This is a genomic window from Bradyrhizobium manausense (assembly GCF_018130615.1).
Taxonomy (GTDB): Bacteria; Pseudomonadota; Alphaproteobacteria; order Rhizobiales; family Xanthobacteraceae; genus Bradyrhizobium; species Bradyrhizobium manausense_A.
The window spans coordinates 320,404-337,684 of the sequence record NZ_JAFCKB010000001.1 but is presented as its reverse complement, the minus strand read 5'-3'; the positions used below and the strand labels follow the sequence as shown (position 1 = coordinate 337,684).

The window sequence follows — 17,281 nt, the reverse complement described above, 5'->3', positions numbered from 1 at the left end:
GCTTGGTTCAATTGGCCCAGCTTGGATCGGTCGCGATGGGGAGGTGAGAGTAGCGCGATTTCGCGCCAGCGCAATCAGGCCGGTTCGGGGTTGCGGGAGCGGTCGGACATTGCGGTGGAAAGGACGTTACCAAGAGCGCTCTGCTTATCGCGACGGCGTTGCACCGAGGACGGAATGCGCATGGCTTCGCGGTACTTCGCGACCGTGCGGCGGGCAATATCAATGCCCGAGGCGCGTAAGCGTTCCACGATGGTATCATCCGACAGGATCGCGGACGGCGCTTCCGAATCGATCAGCTGCTTGATGTGGTGACGCACGGCCTCCGCCGAGTGCGCCTCGCCGCCGTCGGCCGAGGCGATCGAGGCGGTGAAGAAATATTTCAACTCGAATGTGCCGCGATTTGTCGCCATGTATTTGTTGGCGGTGACGCGCGACACCGTCGATTCATGCATCTGGATGGCGTCGGCCACGGCTTTCAGATTCAGCGGCCGCAAATGTGCGACACCATGGGTGAAGAAGCCGTCCTGCTGGCGCACGATCTCGGTCGCGACCTTCAGGATGGTGCGGGCGCGCTGGTCCAGGGCGCGCACCAGCCAGGTCGCGTTCTGCAGCGCGTCGGTGAAATAGGATTTGTCGCCGTCCTTGCCGATCTTCTTCGACAGCTCGGAATAGTAGGTCTGATTCACCAGCACACGCGGCAAGGTGTCACTGTTGAGCTCGACATGCCAGCCGCCATCCGGACCCGGGCGGACATAGACGTCGGGCACCATGGTCTGCAGGCGCGCCGAGCCGAACTTCATGCCGGGCTTGGGATTGAGCCGGCGGATCTCGCCGATCATGTCGGCGATGTCCTCGTCGTCGACGCCGCAGAGCTTGCGAAGGCTCGCGATGTCACGCTTGGCGAGGAGATCGAGATGCTCGACCAGGGCCTGCATCGCGGGATCGTAGCGGTCGAGCTCGCGGAGCTGGATCGCCAGGCATTCGCTCAAATTGCGCGCGCAGACGCCGGGCGGATCGAATTTTTGCAGCACGGCAAGAACGTCCTCGACGTCCTTTTGCGTTGCGCCAAGGCGCTCGGCCGCCTGGCCGAGATCCGGCGGCAGATAACCGGCCTCATCGACGAGGTCGATCAAATACTGGCCGATCATGCGCTGCGCCGCGCCGGTGAAGGCGACCGAGAGCTGCTCGGCAAGATGGTCACTGAGCGTGGTTTCCGCGGCGACGAAGGCTTCGAGATTGTAGTCCTCGTCACCGGAGGCACCACCGCCCCATTCGGTATAGGTGGTCGGCGCGGCATCCTGGGCGTTGCGTGCCGCAGTCTCGGCCGGCTCCTCGGAGAAGACATTGTCCAGGCCCGTGTCCAGGGTCTGCTCGATCTCGGCGCGGGTGCCGAGATCCTTGCTCATCCATTCTTCCTGGCCGGGCTCGAAGGCATCGCCGCTGCCGCCAAAACCGTCAGCGTCGCCCTGACCGTCGCCCTGGCTGCCTGAATCTTCGCCATCATGGTCACTGAACGCGCCGGCCTCGGCCGGGGCCTCGCCACCGCCGGCCTCGTCATTGGCCCGCTCCAGCAGGGGATTGCGCTCGAGCTCCTCCTCCACGAAGGTCGTGAGATCGAGATTGGACAATTGCAGCAGCTTGATCGCCTGCATCAGCTGCGGCGTCATGACCAGCGACTGCGATTGCCGGAACTCTAATCTCTGCGAAAGCGCCATCTAACAAGAACCGTTCCCGAAAATTGGTCCGATTCTTGCTTATCTCAGTCCTGGCGCGATGTACACGCCTTGACGAATTGGAAAAAAGGGCTAGAGGCGGAATTCCTCGCCAAGGTAAAGGCGGCGAACATCCGGATCGGCGACAATCTCGTCCGGACTCCCCTCCGTCAGGATCTCACCGGCATAGACGATATAGGCGCGATCGGTGAGGCCGAGCGTCTCGCGAACATTGTGGTCGGTGATCAAGACGCCGATGCCGCGGTTGGTGAGATGGCGGACCAGGTCCTGAATGTCGCCGACCGCGATCGGATCGATGCCCGCGAAGGGCTCGTCGAGCAGCATGTAGTTCGGACGCGTTGCCAGCGCGCGCGCAATCTCGACGCGGCGGCGCTCGCCGCCGGACAGCGCGATCGACGGCGATTTTCTGAGGCGCGTGATGTTGAATTCGTCGAGCAGGGCGTCGAGCTGCTGCTCGCGCTTCTTGCGTGAGGGCTCCACCACTTCGAGCACGGCGCGGATGTTCTGCTCGACGGTGAGGCCGCGGAAAATCGAGGCTTCCTGCGGCAGATAGCCGATGCCGAGCCGCGCGCGCTGATACATCGGCAGCTGGGTGACGTCGTGGCCGTCGAGCTCGATCGCGCCGCGATCGGCCTTGATCAGGCCGGTGATCATGTAGAACACCGTGGTCTTGCCGGCACCGTTCGGACCAAGCAGGCCGACCGCTTCGCCGCGGCGGACATAGATGCTGACGCCGCGCACGACCTGGCGGCTGCCGAAGGCTTTTTCCACGCTATGCACAGCCAGGAAGCCCGGCCGCCGCAACAGCTGCGGTCCGCCCGTGCCGTTGGACTTTGCGACGGGCCTGGCTTGGGGCGGCTGGGCCGGCGCCGGCCGCGGCCGTGGCGGCGCCTCGACGCCATAGGGGTCCGTGGCCTGCATGGGCTGCTCACGGGCCATCGGCGGCGAATCCCGCACCGGGCTCGTCACCAGGCCGCCGACGCTGTCACCGAGCGCGGTGATGTCCTGACGGGCAAATCCTGGCCGGCCGCGCTTGGCGGGGCGCCGACGGAACATGCTGAAGAGATCGACCATCCCCGCCTTCTAGCCTTTCGCGTGCTCGCGCGATCTGCCGCCCCGGCTTTTCGCTTCGCCGACGCAGCATGAGTGAAGGGATGTCTCATGCCCAGTGAAACACGCCCGAAAAGCGGCGGACCCCGCTTCGAAAGCCCTGCGCGCTAAATACAGTCTCACCGGGCAAGCTTCAACCTCGGATCGCCCGCATCTGGGCCAAGCCATTGAAGTTACTTTTGGAATTTACTTTTGCTTCCCTGAGCCGGGCAACTGCATAGGCGAGCCCGCGCCGGGAGCGACGGGCGTTCCGCATTTGCCGTTCGCGCCGCCCTGGGTCTGGACGAACAGCCCCTGCACCTTGCCGCTGTCGGATTCCACCCGCGAGACGCCGGTGGTCATGTCGACCATGAGGCGGTCGCCGCGCAGCACGTTCTGGCACTGCGTCAGCACCACGCCGCCGAGCATGGTGATGAGGTTGGTCTTGGTGTCGAACACGGCGGTTTCGCCTGTCACCACCTGGTCCTTCTGGGTGACGACGACATTGCCGCGCGCTTCCAGCCGCTTGATCGAGGAGGCGCCGCCCGGGCCCGGTGTCGCCGATTGCATCGGCGCGCCCTTCTGGCCCTTTGCGGACGCGGATGGGGCCGGCGCTGCCTGCGGCGCGGCCTGCTTGTCGCTGCTCGATTCGTAAAACACCACCAGCGTCTTCGAGGTCATGGTGGTGTCGCCCTGAACCACCTTCACATTGCCCGAGAAGGTCGCCTCCTTCTTCTTGTCGCGCATCTCGAGCGAGGCGGCCTCGATCTGGATCGGTTGATCGCGGTTCTGCGAAAAGCCCTGCATCGCATTGGGCACGCCTTGCATCGTGCTTTGTGCGACGGCTGCACCCATCGCCATCAGCGCGCCGCCGGCAAGTGCGGCGGCTGCGACGATGGCGCGACGCTTGCGGTCGTTGCGCGGAAAAATGCTGGCCATGAAAATCACTTTGAGTTCGCAGACTTGTTTCTGGACTTCGCCGGCGCCGGCGCCGGCGGCGGCGCGGGCTGCTCGACCGGAGCGGGCGCGGCGTCATCCGTGCTGATCTTGTCCAGATGCATCACGACATTGCCTTCGAAGCGAATGACGTCACCGCCTTCCGTGATGCGCAGGCGGTCGGCGGTCAGCGTGCCGTTGGTCAGCTTGACGTCGACATGATCGTCGGACGACACCGTGCCCTTGTTCATGTCGACGAAAGCCGAGTTCAGCCGCGCCTCATAGCCGGTCGAGGTGCGCAGGAAGATATCCTTGTGCAAATCGAGCTGCTGCTGCTTGTTGTCGAAGCGGCCGGTGCGGGCATCGAGCAGCAGGGTCGATTTGTCCTCCATCAACACCTTCGCGCGCAGATCATTGAGGTCGACATGATCGGGGTCGGTGATGTCCTGCGTCGCGGTCTTGGCCCAGAGCTCGTAGGGGCGTTGATCCGGCGTGAAGCCGGAGAGGTGCGGCGATTCCATCGTGATCTTGGTGCCTGTGACCACGAGATTTCCGGAGTCGAGCTTGATGGGGATCTTGTAGGGATTGAGGAAGGTCGAGACGGCGACGATCGCGGCCATGGATGCGGCCACCGTCGCCGGCACTGCGATGCGCAGAATCCGCACCAGGCGGCTATGGCGCGCCGCGCTGGCAAACTTCGCCGCAAGCGCGGCGTCGTAGGTTGGATTCTGGGCCGAATTCACCTGAGCTCCCGAGGTGTCGCTCGCCTGGTCCGGTTAGCAGGCGCGCCATTGTACCCGGCGCCACCACAATATGCAGCCCGCGACAGGCCGCATGAAAGTGTCCGAAACGGGGCGATCCCCCAAGCCTAGCCGGCGGTCGAGGACTCAGGAATGCGCGAAAATGTCCTCTTCCGCCCAACCCTGGAGGTCGAGCAGGGCGCGGGTCGGCAGGAAATCGAAACAGGCCTTGGCCAGTGCGGTGCGGCCCTCCCGGACCAGCATGGCGTCGAGGCGCTCGCGCAAGCCGTGCAGATGCAGCACGTCGGAGGCGGCGTAGGCGAGCTGCGGCTCGGTCAGGCTGTCGGAACCCCAGTCGCTGGATTGCTGCTGCTTGGAGAGATCGACATTGAGCACCTCGCGCACGAGGTCCTTGAGGCCGTGGCGGTCGGTATAGGTGCGGGTCAGGCGCGAGGCGATCTTGGTGCAGTAGATCGGGCCGGTCATCACGCCGAAGGTCTGGTACAGCACCGCGACGTCGAACCGGGCGAAATGGAAGATTTTCGTGTTGGCGGGGTTGGCGAGCAGGGCCTTCAGGTTGGGCGCGTCGGTGTGGCCCTTGGGGATCTGCACCACGTCGGCGCTGCCGTCGCCGGGCGAGAGCTGGACCACGCAGAGCCGGTCGCGGTGCGGATTCAGCCCCATTGTCTCGGTGTCGATCGCCACCGCGCCGGTGTAGCGGGAGAGATCAGGCAGGTCGCCGCGATGCAGGCGTACGGTCATGGCGTTTCAAACCCTCAATCGAATCGGTCGCGTCGTCATCATAGGCCAGTCGGATGGTCCGCGATGTATCCACTGCGGACCGGCGGCGCAAGCGCGGAGACAGGCAAGATAGCCTCGTGTCAGATCGCCGCCAGCATGATGCAGACCATCGCCGCCACGGTGGTGCGGCTGGCGCCGTCCCGGAACGCATAGATGATGGGATCGTCAGGCATCTCGCGGCGATGCGCGATCATCAGGGCCCGGCCGAACCAGTAGAGCAGCAGGGGCGCGAGCAGCCAGAGCATCCAGGGACGGCTGTAGAGCGGCGTCACCGCGGAGGACGACACATAGAGTGCAAACACGGTGACCGCATTCATGGCGCTCGCCGCCGCCATCGCGGCGATGATGTGCAGATCGCTGATGCGGTAGTCGCGGTTGGAGGGATCGGAAAGGCCCTCGCCCTGGCGCATGCTGAGCTCGCTGAAGCGCTTGATCAGCGCGAGCGAGGTGAACACGAACAGCGAGAACACCATCAGCCATTCCGACAGCACGACACCGGCCGCGACCGCGCCTGCGACGATGCGCAAGGAATAGAGGCCGGCGAGCGTGACGACGTCGACCAGCATCTTGCGCTTGAGCACGAGCGAATAGGCGATGGTGGTGGCGAGATAAGCGGCGAGCACGCCGAGGAACAGCGGCGAGATGCAGAGGCTGGCGGCGACGGCAAAGGTCCACAGGACCGGGATTGCCGATAGCGCGGACGAGATCGGCAAATCGCCCGCCGCGAGCGCGCGATGGCGCTTGGTCGGATGCTGGCGATCGGCGGCGAGATCGAGCAGGTCGTTCATCAGATAGGCGCCCGACGCGCAGGCCGAGAACGCCAGGAACGCCAGCAGCGTGATGCCGAGCGTCGCAACATTCATTTGATGCGCGGTGATCGCGGGCACGAACAGCAGCGTGTTCTTGGCATATTGATAGAGCCGCAGCGCCTTGGCCCAGGTCTTAAGACTGGCGCGGCCGTGGCTGACGCGGTCGATGCGTTCGATCGAAGCGCGATCGAACGGCAGATTGTCGCCCGCGGCGAGATCGAGGGGCGTAACGACGCCGTCAAAACCGAGATGCGCGGCGATGCCTGCGGCATGTCCGGCGAAGCGGCCCGCGACCAGATAAATCTTCGCGCCCCGCGCCCGCGCCGCCAGCGCCTGGTTCAGCACGCCGGAATCGTAGGGCAGGTGGGCATAGTCGAGCTCGGCGCGCGCCAGGATATCCGTGAGCGCGGCCATGCCTGCACGTCCGCCCGCGCCGAAACGGGCCAGCATGCGGGCGGGGCTGGAGAACAGCGCTTCCAGCAGCAATTCCGAGCGCAGCAGCGCGCCCTCGAGATCGATGACGAGCGTGCGGCCCGGCGCCGGGACAGAATCCGGCGCCGCCTCACTCCGATCATAATGCCAGACGGGCTGCTCCATCCGAAACGCTCTGACTGACCGCGATACGGCCGGCCCATGGACTGGTGGCTTCGCGGGAAAGGGACGGCCGCGAGCCTAGGGGGCATTGGCTAAGGGCGGCTTAACCCCGGCTGGAGGCGGGCGAGTCGCCAGCCTGTTGCAGGGATCCCACAATCCGGCGCGCGCTGGATATACCAGCGAAACCTGGGCCCTCCGCCGGTGGAAATCGGCCCGTCCCACCCTATCTCAGCCCGGCCCCCATCACGCCTCAGGTACCATGACAGACCAGACGCTCGCCGCGCCGATCGACGATCAGCAGGAACGCCAGCGCGGCTTTTCGCGCTACCAGTCACTCCTCGTGGCGCTGCTCGCGTTCGCTCAGTTCACGATCATTCTCGATTTCATCATCATGTCGCCGCTCGGCGCCATCCTGATGCCTTCGCTCGGCATCACCGCCGGGCAATTCGGCGTCGCGGTGTCGGCCTATGCTTTCAGCGCGGGACTTTCGGGCATTTTGGCCGCCGGCTTTGCCGACCGGTTCGACCGCAAGCGGCTGCTGCTGTTCTTCTATGTCGGCTTCACGCTCGGGACCGCACTCTGCGCGGTCGCGCAAGATTACCATGTGCTGCTGCTCGGCCGGATCGTGACCGGCCTGTTCGGCGGCGTGATCGGCTCGATCGTGCTGGCCATCATCACCGACTTGTTTCCGCTGCACTTGCGCGGCCGCGTGATGGGGTTCGTCCAGACCGGCTTTGCCGCGAGCCAGGTGCTCGGCATTCCCGCGGGGCTGTTTCTCGCCAATCACTGGAACTGGCACGTCTGTTTCGCTGCGATCGTGGGCCTCGCGATCGTGACCATCGCCATCATCGCCTTCGCCATGGAGCCGGTCGATGCGCATTTGAAGCTGAAGCAGGACAAGAACCCGTTTCACCATCTGGTCGCGACCGTCTTCGAGCCGCGCTACACGCTGGCCTTCGGCGTCACGACATTGCTGGCGACGGGCGGCTACATGCTGATGCCGTTCTCCAGCGCCTTCACCGTCAACAATATCGGCATCGACATCGTGCATCTGCCGACGATCTATCTCGTCTCCGGCCTGTTCAGCATCGTCACGGGTCCGCTGGTCGGCCGCGCCAGCGACGCGTTCGGCAAATACCCGACCTTCGTGTTCGGCTGCGCCATGACCGTTCTCATGGTGCTGATCTACACCCATCTCGGCCACGTCTCGCTGGTGACCGCGATCACCGTCAACGTGCTGCTGTTCGTCGGCATCTTCTCGCGCATGATCCCGTCGCAGGCGCTGATGTCGGCGATCCCCGATTCCACCCAGCGCGGCTCGTTCAGCGCGGTCAGCGCCTCGCTCCAGCAGCTCTCCGGAGGGCTCGGCTCGGTGCTCGCGGCCGCGATCATCTCGCAGCAACCCGATGGTTCGCTGCTGCATTTCGAGCGGATCGGCTACGTCGTCGTAACAACGACGGTCATCACGCTGGTCGCGATGTATTTCGTGCAGAAATCGGTGGCGGGGAAAAGGGTGGTGTGAGGGGGACGCGGATTGGTCCCAGAGAGTTTCCGCGGCGTCGATCCCGGGATCGCCGTCCGGCTAGCTCCAACGATTGGAAGCACCCCTCATTGGGACCAAATCCCGCAAAATGGTGCCCAGGAAAGGACTCGAACCTTCACGGCCGTTAAGCCACTGGCACCTGAAGCCAGCGCGTCTACCAATTCCACCACCTGGGCATGCCGTTTGGGGCACGGAGGCGGTTACTACGGTTCGGTGACGCCGTTGTCAATTCATGCTTGTCCCGGGTTTGGCGATGCGGATTGCGCATTGCAAACGGGGCCGATACAAGCCTGATAACACGCGACTCTTCGCAGGAACGGACCCAGGATAGCTCCCATGGCATCGAATCTGGAAACTCTCGTCACGGTTTTCGGCGGATCGGGGTTTTTGGGCCGGAATGTCGTCCGCGCGCTATGCCGGCGGGATTACCGGGTCCGGGTCGCGGTGCGGCGGCCGGAACTAGCCGGATACCTTCAGCCCTCCGGCAAGGTCGGCCAGGTCCACACCATTCAGGCGAACTTGCGCTATCCGGCCTCGGTCGAGGCGGCGGTGCGTGATTCGCATGTCGTGATCAACCTGGTCGGGATCCTCGCCGAGGGCGGGGCCCAGACGTTCGACGCCGTCCAGGCCAAGGGCGCCGAAACCGTTGCCAAGGCGGCTGCCGCCGTCGGCGCAAGGCTGATCCACGTCTCGGCCATCGGCGCCGATGCCGAATCCCCCTCGCGCTACGCCAAGGCCAAGGCGGCCGGCGAGGCCGCGGTGAGCGCGGCCGTGCCGTCGGCCACGATTGTCCGTCCCTCCGTGATGTTCGGCCCCGAGGACCAGTTCACCAACCGCTTTGCGGCGCTGGCGCGGTTGTCGCCGGTGCTGCCGCTGATCGGCGGTGAGACCAAAATGCAGCCGGTCTATGTCGGCGACGTCGCCACCGCGATTGCGGACGCCGTCGACGGCAAGGCCAAGGCGGGCGCGACCTATGAGCTCGGCGGGCCCGAAGTGCTGACCATGCGGGAGATCATCGAGACCATCGTCGAGATCGCCGACCGCAAGCCGATGCTGGTGCCGCTGTCGTTCGGCCTTGCCCGCCTCAAGGCCGCCTTCCTGCAATTCGCCCCGGGCGCGTTCAAGCTGACGCCGGACCAGGTCACGCTGCTCGAGCGCGACAATGTCGTGTCGGATGCGGCGAAGGCGGCGGGCCTGACGCTGGAAGGCCTCGGCATCACGGCCGATTCGCTGGAAGCGATCGCCCCGCAATATCTCTGGCGCTTCCGCCCGCAGGGCCAGTTCCAGCGCAAGAGCGCGTAGGGACCGACTAATCTCAATCTCCGCCGCGGCGGCGGTGCGCTCCCTCGCCCCGTTCTTACGGGGAGAGGTAAAACGGTGCGCTCCACGACTCTTAAAACTTCAGCCTCTTGAACACCGCTTCCGGCAGCGCCTTGATGATCAGCATCACGAGACGCCATTTGCCGCTGACATAGACGACGTCGGTCTTTTTCTCGACGGCGGCAAGGATCGCATCGCCGACGACGGGTGCGTCGACGGTGAGCGGGCCGATCAGCTTCATGCCTTCCGTCATCTTGGTGCGGACGAAACCGGGTTTGACGGTGACGACGTGCACGCCGCCGCGGCTGGCGCGGGCGCGCAATCCCGACAGGAACGCGGTGAATCCGGCCTTCGCCGAGCCGTAGACATAGTTCGAGGCGCGGCCGCGATCGCCGGCCACCGACGACACGCCGACGATCGTGCCGTTGCCGCGGCCTAGAAACTTTTCGGCGAACAGGCCGAGGATCAGCGACGGGCCCTCATAGTTCGAACGTATGATCGTGGTGGCCTGCGCGAGATCGCTCTCGGCATTTTGCTGCACGCCCAGAAGGCCGATGATCGAGATGACGACGTCGGGCAAGACGGGAAGGCCTGCGACAAAGCCATCGAACGAGGCGGTGTCGAGCACATCGAACCTTTGCGTGCTCGCTTCGATCGCGTAGCGCGCGCGCAAGTCCGCCGCGTCGGGCTCGAGCGCGGCGGCATCGCGGCCGGCAAGAGCGACATCGTATCCCGCCTTGGCAAAGGCGCGCGCCGCGGCGCGGCCGATATCGGAGGAGCCACCGAGCACCAGAACGGACTTGCGTGACGTCACGGCTTAAACCTCATCGAACAGGCGTTGTGAAAGCTTTGAGCGGATGTTGCCGGCGGGATCGAGCGATTTGCGGATCGCGTTGAAGCGCGACAGCGCGGGATAGCCGGCCTCGAACGTCGCACGCGACTGGCGCGCGTCCTTGGCGAGATAAAGCCGGCCGCCGGCGGCGACGACCAGGCGGTCGATCTCGTCGAGGAAATTCAGGATGTCACCCTTCACCGGGAAATCCAGCGCCAGCGTGTAGCCGGGCAGCGGAAACGACAGCAGGCCGTCGCCATGGCCGAGCTTCTTCAACACCGCAAGGAACGACGCATCGCCGCGCTTCGAGACGCGATCGAGGATGTCGCCGAGCACGTCGCGTGCGCCGGCTTCCGGAATTACGCATTGATGCTGGAGGAAGCCGCGCCGTCCATAGATGCGGTTCCAGTCTTTGATGCTGTCGAGCGGAAAGAAGTACGGATAGAGCGAGACCACATGATCGCCGCCGGCGCGCCGCGCGCCCATGCGGTAGTAGAGCTCGTTGAAGGCGCGAATGCTGTAGCGATTGAGCGTCATCGACGGCAGGTCGATCGGGACCGCGAGCCCGGGATTGTTGCCGGCGGGAAATCGATCGTCGCCATCGGCGAGCTCATCGATGCGCGCGTGCTCACCGAGATAGATCAGCGAGCGGCCGAGGTCGCGCCCGCGCGCCACGCAATCGATCCACGCCACCGAATAGGTCGCGGAACAGCTCGCCTCGAGCGCGCGCATCGCGGCATCGAGATCGGACGCGGAGATCACCCGCTCGCGGATCCAGCCGGTCTCGACGGAGCGCAGCCGCATCGTGGCTTCGAGGATGACTCCGGTGAGGCCCATACCGCCGACAGTCGCGAAGAAGGCATCGGAATTCTGTTCGCGCGAGATCTCGATGGTCTTGCCTTGTCCGGTGCGCAGCAGGATGCTGTCGACATAGCGGCCAAAACCGCCCTCGCCATGATGGTTCTTGCCGTGCACGTCGGCGGCAATTGCGCCACCGACCGAGACGAAGCGCGTGCCCGGCACGACGAACGGCAGGAAGCCGCGCGGGCCAAAGGTGGCGATGAGGTCCGACAGCAGCACGCCGGCTTCGAGCCGGATGCATCCGGTCGCCGGATCGAACGACCTGACCCGGTCGAACCCGGTCATGGCGATGGTCCTGGCAGAGCCGATCGCGGCATCGCCATAGGCGCGGCCGTTGCCCCGCGCCACGGAGCCGGTGACCACGGCTTCGCCCACGGCCTCGAACGAGCGCGGCCGCAGCACTTCGCTATCGACGACCGGGAAGCGCCCCCAGCCGCTGACGAGGGTCATCGTTCAGCTCCGCCTGCGGGCCACCCCGCTTTCGGAAACTGCCTAGCGGCTAAAAGCTGATATTGCGTTGAGGCGCGCCCGCAAAGGTTAACGGCCGAGCGCCAGCGCGATCAGGCCGAGCGTGCCGACGATGACGCGCCACCAGGCAAACACCACGAAACCGTGGCGAGTGACGTAGCCGAGGAACGCCTTCACCACGATGACCGCGGTGATGAACGACACCACGAAACCGATCGCGACGATGCCCATGTGGTCCATCGTCATCTCGGAGCGGTTCTTGTAGAAATCATAGGCGAACGCGCCGATCATGGTGGGGATGGCGAGGAAGAACGAGAACTCCGCCGCCGCCCGCTTGTCGGCGCCCAGAAGCATCGCAGCGACGATACTGGCCCCAGAACGCGACACACCCGGGATCATAGCGACGCACTGGGCGATGCCGATATAGAGATACATCAGCAGCGGAAACTTGGTGGCGTCATGCTCGCGCGGCTTGAGATCGAGCCTGTCGACCCAGAGCAGGATGGCGCCGCCGACGATCAGCGTGAAGCAGACGACCCAGGGATTGAACAGCACGCTCTTGATGTATTTGCCGGCAACCAGGCCGACGACGACAGCGGGCAGGAACGCGACCAGCACACCGATCACGAAGCGGCGCGCATAGGCGTCGCCCGTGAACATGCCGATCGCGACGTCCCACAGCTTCTTGAAATACAGCCCGACGATCGCGAGAATCGCACCCAACTGGATCAGAACCGTAAACGAATCCCAGAAAGCACCCTCGCCGAGGCCGAAGAAACGCTCCGCAAGCAGCAGGTGGCCGGTCGAGGAAACGGGAAGGAACTCGGTCACACCCTCGATGATGCCGAGGATCACTGCCCGTATTGCATCTGACATATTTACGGTCCATTTCGGCTGGAAAAGCGGGGCTCTTCTCGCCTATTCGTCCCCATGCCGCAATCGCTAAATGCGAAATCACGGGTTGTCTCGCGGTTTTGAAGGACTAGTGTGGCGCCGCACAAACATTGATGGATTCTTAAGCACCATCAAATAGTCAAAGGCTTCATGTTTACGCTGTTTCATCATCCGTTCTGTCCGCATTCGCGCTTCATCCGCCTGATCGCGGGCGAATACGGGCTCGAACTGAAGCTGGTCGAAGAGCGCAGCTGGGAACGGCGCGAGGCGTTTCTGCTGCTCAACGCGGCCGGCACGACGCCTGTCCTGGTGGACGACGAACAGCCGCCGATTCCGGGCGCGGCCATCATCTCCGAATATATCGACGAGGCCTATGGCGCCGAGATGGGCCCCAAGCGCCTGATGCCGGAGACAATCGCCGAGCGCGTCGAGGTGCGCCGGCTGATGGCCTGGTTCAACGAAAAGTTCTTCGAAGAAGTCTCCCATCCGCTCGTCACCGAGCGCATCTACAAGCGCTTCATGAGCGAGGACAATGGCGGCGGCCCCCCGTCGCCCGACGTGATGCGCGCCGCCAAGGCCAACGTGCGCTATCATCTCGCCTATATCGGCTGGCTGGCGCAGACGCGTAACTTCCTCGCCGGCGACCGGCCCACTTACGCGGATCTCGCCGCCGCGGCGCATCTCTCGGCGATCGACTATCTGGGCGACGTGCCATGGAGCGAGGACGACGCAGCAAAGGCGTGGTACGCGCGGGTGAAATCCCGCCCGTCGTTCCGCCCGCTGCTGAGCGAATGGCTGGCGGGCGTGCCGGCGTCGCGGACCTACGTGGACCTGGATTTCTGATGAAGATCGTCGTGCCCGGGCTTGTCCCGGGCATCCACGTTCTTCCAGCTTATGGGAATGCGCCGCAAAGACGTGGATGGCCGGGACTAGCCCGGCCATGACGAATGTGGATGCATCTGTGATCAAATCTGGCTCTGACACTGATGAGCTGCGTGCTGCACTCGACGAGCAAGCCCGCACGCTCGGCTTCGACTGCATCGGGATCACAGCGCCAGGCACGATCGAAAACGCCGGAAAGCATTTCCTCGAATTCATCGCATCCGGCGGTCATGGCGACATGGACTGGCTCGCGAGCCAGCCGGAGCGCCGCGTCGATCCGCGCGGCCTGTGGCAGGACGTGCGCTCGGTGATCATGCTCGGCGTCAATTACGGCCCCGATCAGGATCCCCTCGCGATCCTGAAAGAGCGCACGCGCGCGGCGATCTCGGTCTATGCGCAGGGCGACGACTATCACGACCTCATCAAGAAGCGGCTGAAGTCATTGGCGCGCTGGCTGGTCGCGACCGCGCCCTCGGAGGTCAAGGTGTTCGTCGACACCGCGGCGGTGATGGAGAAGCCGCTGGCGCAGGCCGCGCATCTCGGCTGGCAGGGCAAGCACACCAATCTGGTCTCGCGCGAATTCGGCTCGTGGCTGTTTCTCGGCGCGATCTACACCACGCTCGACTTGCCGCGCGATGATGCCGAGATCGATCATTGCGGCTCGTGCCGGGCCTGTCTCGACATCTGCCCGACATCGGCATTCCCTGCGCCCTACAGGCTCGATGCGCGGCGCTGCATCTCCTATCTCACCATCGAGAACAAGGGACCGATTCCGCAGGAGTTCCGCAAGGCCATCGGCAACCGCATCTATGGCTGCGATGATTGCCTCGCGGCATGCCCGTGGAACAAGTTTGCGCAGGAGGGACGTGAAGCCAAGCTTGCCGCGCGTGATGAATTGCGTGCGCCTGGCCTTGTGGAGTTATCGCGACTCGACGATGCCGCGTTCCGCGCGCTGTTCACGAAATCACCGGTGAAGCGGATCGGCCGCGACCGCTTCTTGCGGAATGTGCTGATTGCGATCGGCAACTCGGGTGACGCAGCGCTGGCGGAAGAGGCGCGGCGATTGCTGGATGATGCGAGTCCGCTGGTGCGTGGGGCTGCGGTGTGGGCATTGGGGCAGTTGGTGGCGCCGAAAGAGTTTGCGGCGATGAAAGAAGCGACGATCGGCAGCGAGCGCGATGAATGCGTTCGTGAGGAGTGGCAAACCGCCTCCTGACCCTCGGTGTCAAAGCGGGGAATCCAGTACGCCGCTGCCTCTCGACCCAATCACTGCTGCCTCGGAGTGCTGGATCACCCGCTTTCGCGGATTATGAAACCGTTTTTGTGGCTACGTTGCGCGCGCCTCGCCACCCTTGATTTCCCCACCCATTCCCGCAAAGTCGCGCGCCATGACAACAAACATCCCTTTCTTCACCCGCGACGGCGATACATTCCATCCGACGGAAGTGGCCAACGGTCCCTGGGATCCGAAATCGCTGCACGGACGCGTCATCATCGGCCTGCTCGGCTTCGTCATCGAGGAGCGCCATTCCGGCCCCGACTACGTGCCGGCACGGCTGACCGCCGACATGTTTCGGCTGCCGACCATCGACAAGCCGATCGAGGTGACGACGCGGCTGGTGCGCGACGGCCTGCGCATCCGCGTCGTGGAGGCCGAATTCTTTTCCGGCGGCGTCAGCATGGCGCGCGCCTCATGCCAGCTGTTGCGGCGGACGCAAAACCCCGACGGCAATGTCTGGTCGCCGCCGAACTGGGATGTGCCCAAGCCATCAGACATTCCAAAGCCCACCGACCCCAGGCTCGGCATGAACGGCAAATGGACGACGCGCCCGATCGTCGGCCATATGGGCTCGCTCGGGCCGCGCCGGCTGTGGATGAGCGAGGTGCGCGAGCTCGTGGCGGGGGTGCGGATGACGCCGTTCGTCCATGTCGCTGTCGGTGCCGACTTCGCGAGCCCTTTTGCCAATGCCGGCGACAAGGGGCTCGGCTACATCAACAGCGATGTGACGATTTATCTGCACCGGCTGCCGGTAACGAACTGGATCGGCTTCGACGTGGTGAACCACCAGGCCACCGACGGCGTCGCGATCGGCGAATGCTGGCTCTACGACGAGCAGGGCCAGATCGGCACGGCCACGGTCGCTGCACTCGCGCAGCGCAAGCCGATGGCGAAGCCGCCGCCGCCGTAATTTCTCCGCCGTCATTCCGGGGCAGCCCAGAGGGCTGAACCCGGAATCTCGAGGTTCTCGGGTGCGCAACTGCGCACCATAGTTCGATGCTCCGCTTCGCCCCGGAATGACGGGGGGAGGGAACTACGCCAAATGCCGCTTCATCTCCGGCCGCGCCTTCAGCTCCGCGCCCTGCCTGGCGGCGATCTTCGCGATCCGCTCCGGCGCAAATTTCAGATCGACGAATGCCGGCGCTGTATTGGCGACCTCGTGATAGCTCACGATCCTGCCATCACGCAGCGTCATGATGGCCACGCCCTCGAACATCGCCCGCGCACCGGCTGCTTCGGGCAGAGTCGAGCGATAGCTGAAGGTATAGCGCGCATAGAGCGTGGTGCCGTCGGTGACGGGGTCATGCATGTCCCAGCGGAAATCGGTCGCCGTGCGATAGAACCAGTCGTCGATCATCGCGGCGATCTTCTCGCGGCCTTCGAACGCGCCGTAGAATACGTCGTGATAGATGCCGTCCTCGGTGAACAGGTCTGCGAAGGCGCGACCGTTGCGCCGTTCGACGGCATCACAGAAGGCGCGCAGCATGGCTGTGGTGGTCATTGGAACGCCTCCCATTGCTTGTTGTTGTGCCCGCTCCCCTTGCGGGAGAGAGCAGCTCGGTCACCCGATCTCGGCCACCGCGGCAAGAATGCGCGCGATGTCCTGCGGGCGTGAGAGGCGGTGATCGCCGTCCTGGATCATGGTGAGCACGACGTCGTCGGCCGGCAAGCGGTGTGTCAACGCGAACGCGTGCTGCCAGGGAACGTCCGGATCCTGCGCACCTTGCAGAATGCGGACGGGACAGCCGAGATCGATGGCGCTGCCGAGCACGAGATGGTTGCGTCCCTCTTCGATCAGCTTGCGCGTGATCGGATAGGGCGAGCCGTCCCCATATTCGGATGGCCTGAGCCAAAAACCCTTGGTCTCGATCTCTTTCTTCACCTCGGGCGAAAAGGTCTTCCACATCAGCTCTTCCGTGAAGTCGGGCGCCGGCGCGATCAGCACGAGACCAGCGAGTGACGCCTTCCCCGAACGCTTCCTGATCTCGCGCGCGAGCAATAGCGCCATCCAGCCGCCCATGGAGGAACCGATCAACACTTGAGGACCGGTGCAGAACCGCTCGAACACCGCAACGCTGTCCTCGAGCCAGCTTCCGATGGTTCCATCGGCGAAATCGCCGCTGGATTCACCATGGCCGGAATAATCGAACCGGACTGCGGCACGGCCGTGCTCTGCGGCCCAGCCATCCAGCGCCACCGCCTTGCCACCCTGCATGTCCGACTTGAAGCCGCCGAGCCAGACCAGGCCTGGTCCTTGGCCGGCCCGGCGGCGCACTGCGATCCGGCGCGCTGACGGGCCCTCGCCCACATCGATGAAGTCGAGCACGACATCGGGAATTGCTGAGGTCATGGAACGTTTACTCTGGCTATGCGGTTTGAGCTGGTCGGACGCGCTCCGTCACGCAACCCTATATTGGTATTGTCCCTTTGGGACGCTTGCGGAACAGGGGCAAGGTGTCTATGTCGAGCACCGTGCCGACGGGCGTGACCAAAATGCCTC

The 17,281-nt window shown here is 64.5% G+C and carries 16 protein-coding genes and 1 tRNA gene; 5 read left to right on the top strand and 12 right to left on the bottom strand.

Going from position 1 to position 17,281, the window contains the following annotated elements; genetic code table 11:
- Positions 1–74: 74 nt before the first annotated feature.
- The 6 genes from rpoN to JQ587_RS01610 all read right to left on the bottom strand — a co-directional run bounded on the left by rpoN (position 75) and on the right by JQ587_RS01610 (position 6,705).
- Positions 75–1,715 carry an RNA polymerase factor sigma-54 gene (rpoN, locus tag JQ587_RS01635; RefSeq protein WP_212424214.1) on the bottom strand — a complete coding sequence of 547 codons (1,641 nt, stop codon included), beginning with the start codon at positions 1,713–1,715 and terminating at the stop codon, positions 75–77.
- Positions 1,716–1,805: 90 nt separating this feature from the next.
- Positions 1,806–2,807: an LPS export ABC transporter ATP-binding protein gene (lptB, locus tag JQ587_RS01630; protein WP_212424213.1), complete on the bottom strand. Its 1,002-nt coding sequence runs from the start codon at positions 2,805–2,807 to the stop codon at positions 1,806–1,808.
- A 222-nt stretch (positions 2,808–3,029) separates the two neighbouring features.
- A complete protein-coding gene (locus JQ587_RS01625; RefSeq protein WP_212424212.1) occupies positions 3,030–3,761 on the bottom strand; it encodes an LptA/OstA family protein in 732 nt (243 codons plus the stop codon).
- A gap of 5 nt (positions 3,762–3,766) precedes the next feature.
- Positions 3,767–4,501 (bottom strand): LPS export ABC transporter periplasmic protein LptC, encoded by a 735-nt coding sequence (gene lptC / locus JQ587_RS01620; protein WP_212424211.1) that lies wholly within the window; start codon positions 4,499–4,501, stop codon positions 3,767–3,769.
- A gap of 144 nt (positions 4,502–4,645) precedes the next feature.
- On the bottom strand, positions 4,646–5,260 hold the full coding sequence (locus tag JQ587_RS01615; protein ID WP_212301966.1) for a ribonuclease D: 615 nt from the start codon (positions 5,258–5,260) through the stop codon (positions 4,646–4,648).
- Positions 5,261–5,379: 119 nt separating this feature from the next.
- Positions 5,380–6,705 carry a UbiA family prenyltransferase gene (locus JQ587_RS01610; protein WP_212301965.1) on the bottom strand — a complete coding sequence of 442 codons (1,326 nt, stop codon included), beginning with the start codon at positions 6,703–6,705 and terminating at the stop codon, positions 5,380–5,382.
- A gap of 256 nt (positions 6,706–6,961) precedes the next feature.
- On the opposite strand from JQ587_RS01610, the gene JQ587_RS01605 reads away from it, so the two are divergent.
- Positions 6,962–8,224, top strand: coding sequence for an MFS transporter (locus JQ587_RS01605; protein WP_212424210.1), 1,263 nt, complete (start codon positions 6,962–6,964; stop codon positions 8,222–8,224).
- Between the two features lie 110 nt (positions 8,225–8,334).
- Here JQ587_RS01605 and JQ587_RS01600 read toward each other — a convergent pair.
- Positions 8,335–8,421, bottom strand: a tRNA-Leu gene (locus JQ587_RS01600).
- Positions 8,422–8,581: 160 nt separating this feature from the next.
- Here JQ587_RS01600 and JQ587_RS01595 point away from each other — a divergent pair.
- Positions 8,582–9,547, top strand: coding sequence for a complex I NDUFA9 subunit family protein (locus JQ587_RS01595; protein ID WP_212301959.1), 966 nt, complete (start codon positions 8,582–8,584; stop codon positions 9,545–9,547).
- 91 nt (positions 9,548–9,638) lie between these two features.
- Here JQ587_RS01595 and JQ587_RS01590 read toward each other — a convergent pair whose 3' ends face one another.
- The 3 genes from JQ587_RS01590 to JQ587_RS01580 form a co-directional block, all read right to left on the bottom strand.
- Complete coding sequence (locus JQ587_RS01590; RefSeq protein ID WP_212424209.1) at positions 9,639–10,379, bottom strand: SDR family oxidoreductase; 741 nt, start codon at positions 10,377–10,379, stop codon at positions 9,639–9,641.
- A gap of 3 nt (positions 10,380–10,382) precedes the next feature.
- Entirely contained in the window at positions 10,383–11,708 is a 1,326-nt protein-coding gene (locus JQ587_RS01585; RefSeq protein ID WP_212424208.1) for an FAD-binding oxidoreductase, read from the bottom strand.
- Between the two features lie 87 nt (positions 11,709–11,795).
- A complete protein-coding gene (locus JQ587_RS01580; protein ID WP_212424207.1) occupies positions 11,796–12,602 on the bottom strand; it encodes an undecaprenyl-diphosphate phosphatase in 807 nt (268 codons plus the stop codon).
- Positions 12,603–12,770: 168 nt separating this feature from the next.
- On the opposite strand from JQ587_RS01580, the gene JQ587_RS01575 reads away from it, so the two are divergent.
- The 3 genes from JQ587_RS01575 to JQ587_RS01565 all read left to right on the top strand — a co-directional run bounded on the left by JQ587_RS01575 (position 12,771) and on the right by JQ587_RS01565 (position 15,691).
- Positions 12,771–13,463: a glutathione S-transferase family protein gene (locus JQ587_RS01575; protein WP_212301955.1), complete on the top strand. Its 693-nt coding sequence runs from the start codon at positions 12,771–12,773 to the stop codon at positions 13,461–13,463.
- Between the two features lie 118 nt (positions 13,464–13,581).
- Positions 13,582–14,718, top strand: a complete 1,137-nt coding sequence (gene queG, locus JQ587_RS01570; RefSeq protein WP_433995289.1) for a tRNA epoxyqueuosine(34) reductase QueG — start codon at positions 13,582–13,584, stop codon at positions 14,716–14,718.
- Positions 14,719–14,890: 172 nt separating this feature from the next.
- Positions 14,891–15,691: an acyl-CoA thioesterase domain-containing protein gene (locus JQ587_RS01565; protein ID WP_212301953.1), complete on the top strand. Its 801-nt coding sequence runs from the start codon at positions 14,891–14,893 to the stop codon at positions 15,689–15,691.
- Between the two features lie 123 nt (positions 15,692–15,814).
- On the opposite strand, the gene JQ587_RS01560 is transcribed toward JQ587_RS01565, so the two are convergent.
- The gene (locus JQ587_RS01560; protein ID WP_212424205.1) at positions 15,815–16,282 is read right to left on the bottom strand and encodes a nuclear transport factor 2 family protein; all 468 of its coding nucleotides are present in this window, start codon (positions 16,280–16,282) and stop codon (positions 15,815–15,817) included.
- A 60-nt stretch (positions 16,283–16,342) separates the two neighbouring features.
- Positions 16,343–17,131 (bottom strand): alpha/beta hydrolase, encoded by a 789-nt coding sequence (locus JQ587_RS01555; protein WP_212424204.1) that lies wholly within the window; start codon positions 17,129–17,131, stop codon positions 16,343–16,345.
- Positions 17,132–17,281: the final 150 nt, after the last annotated feature.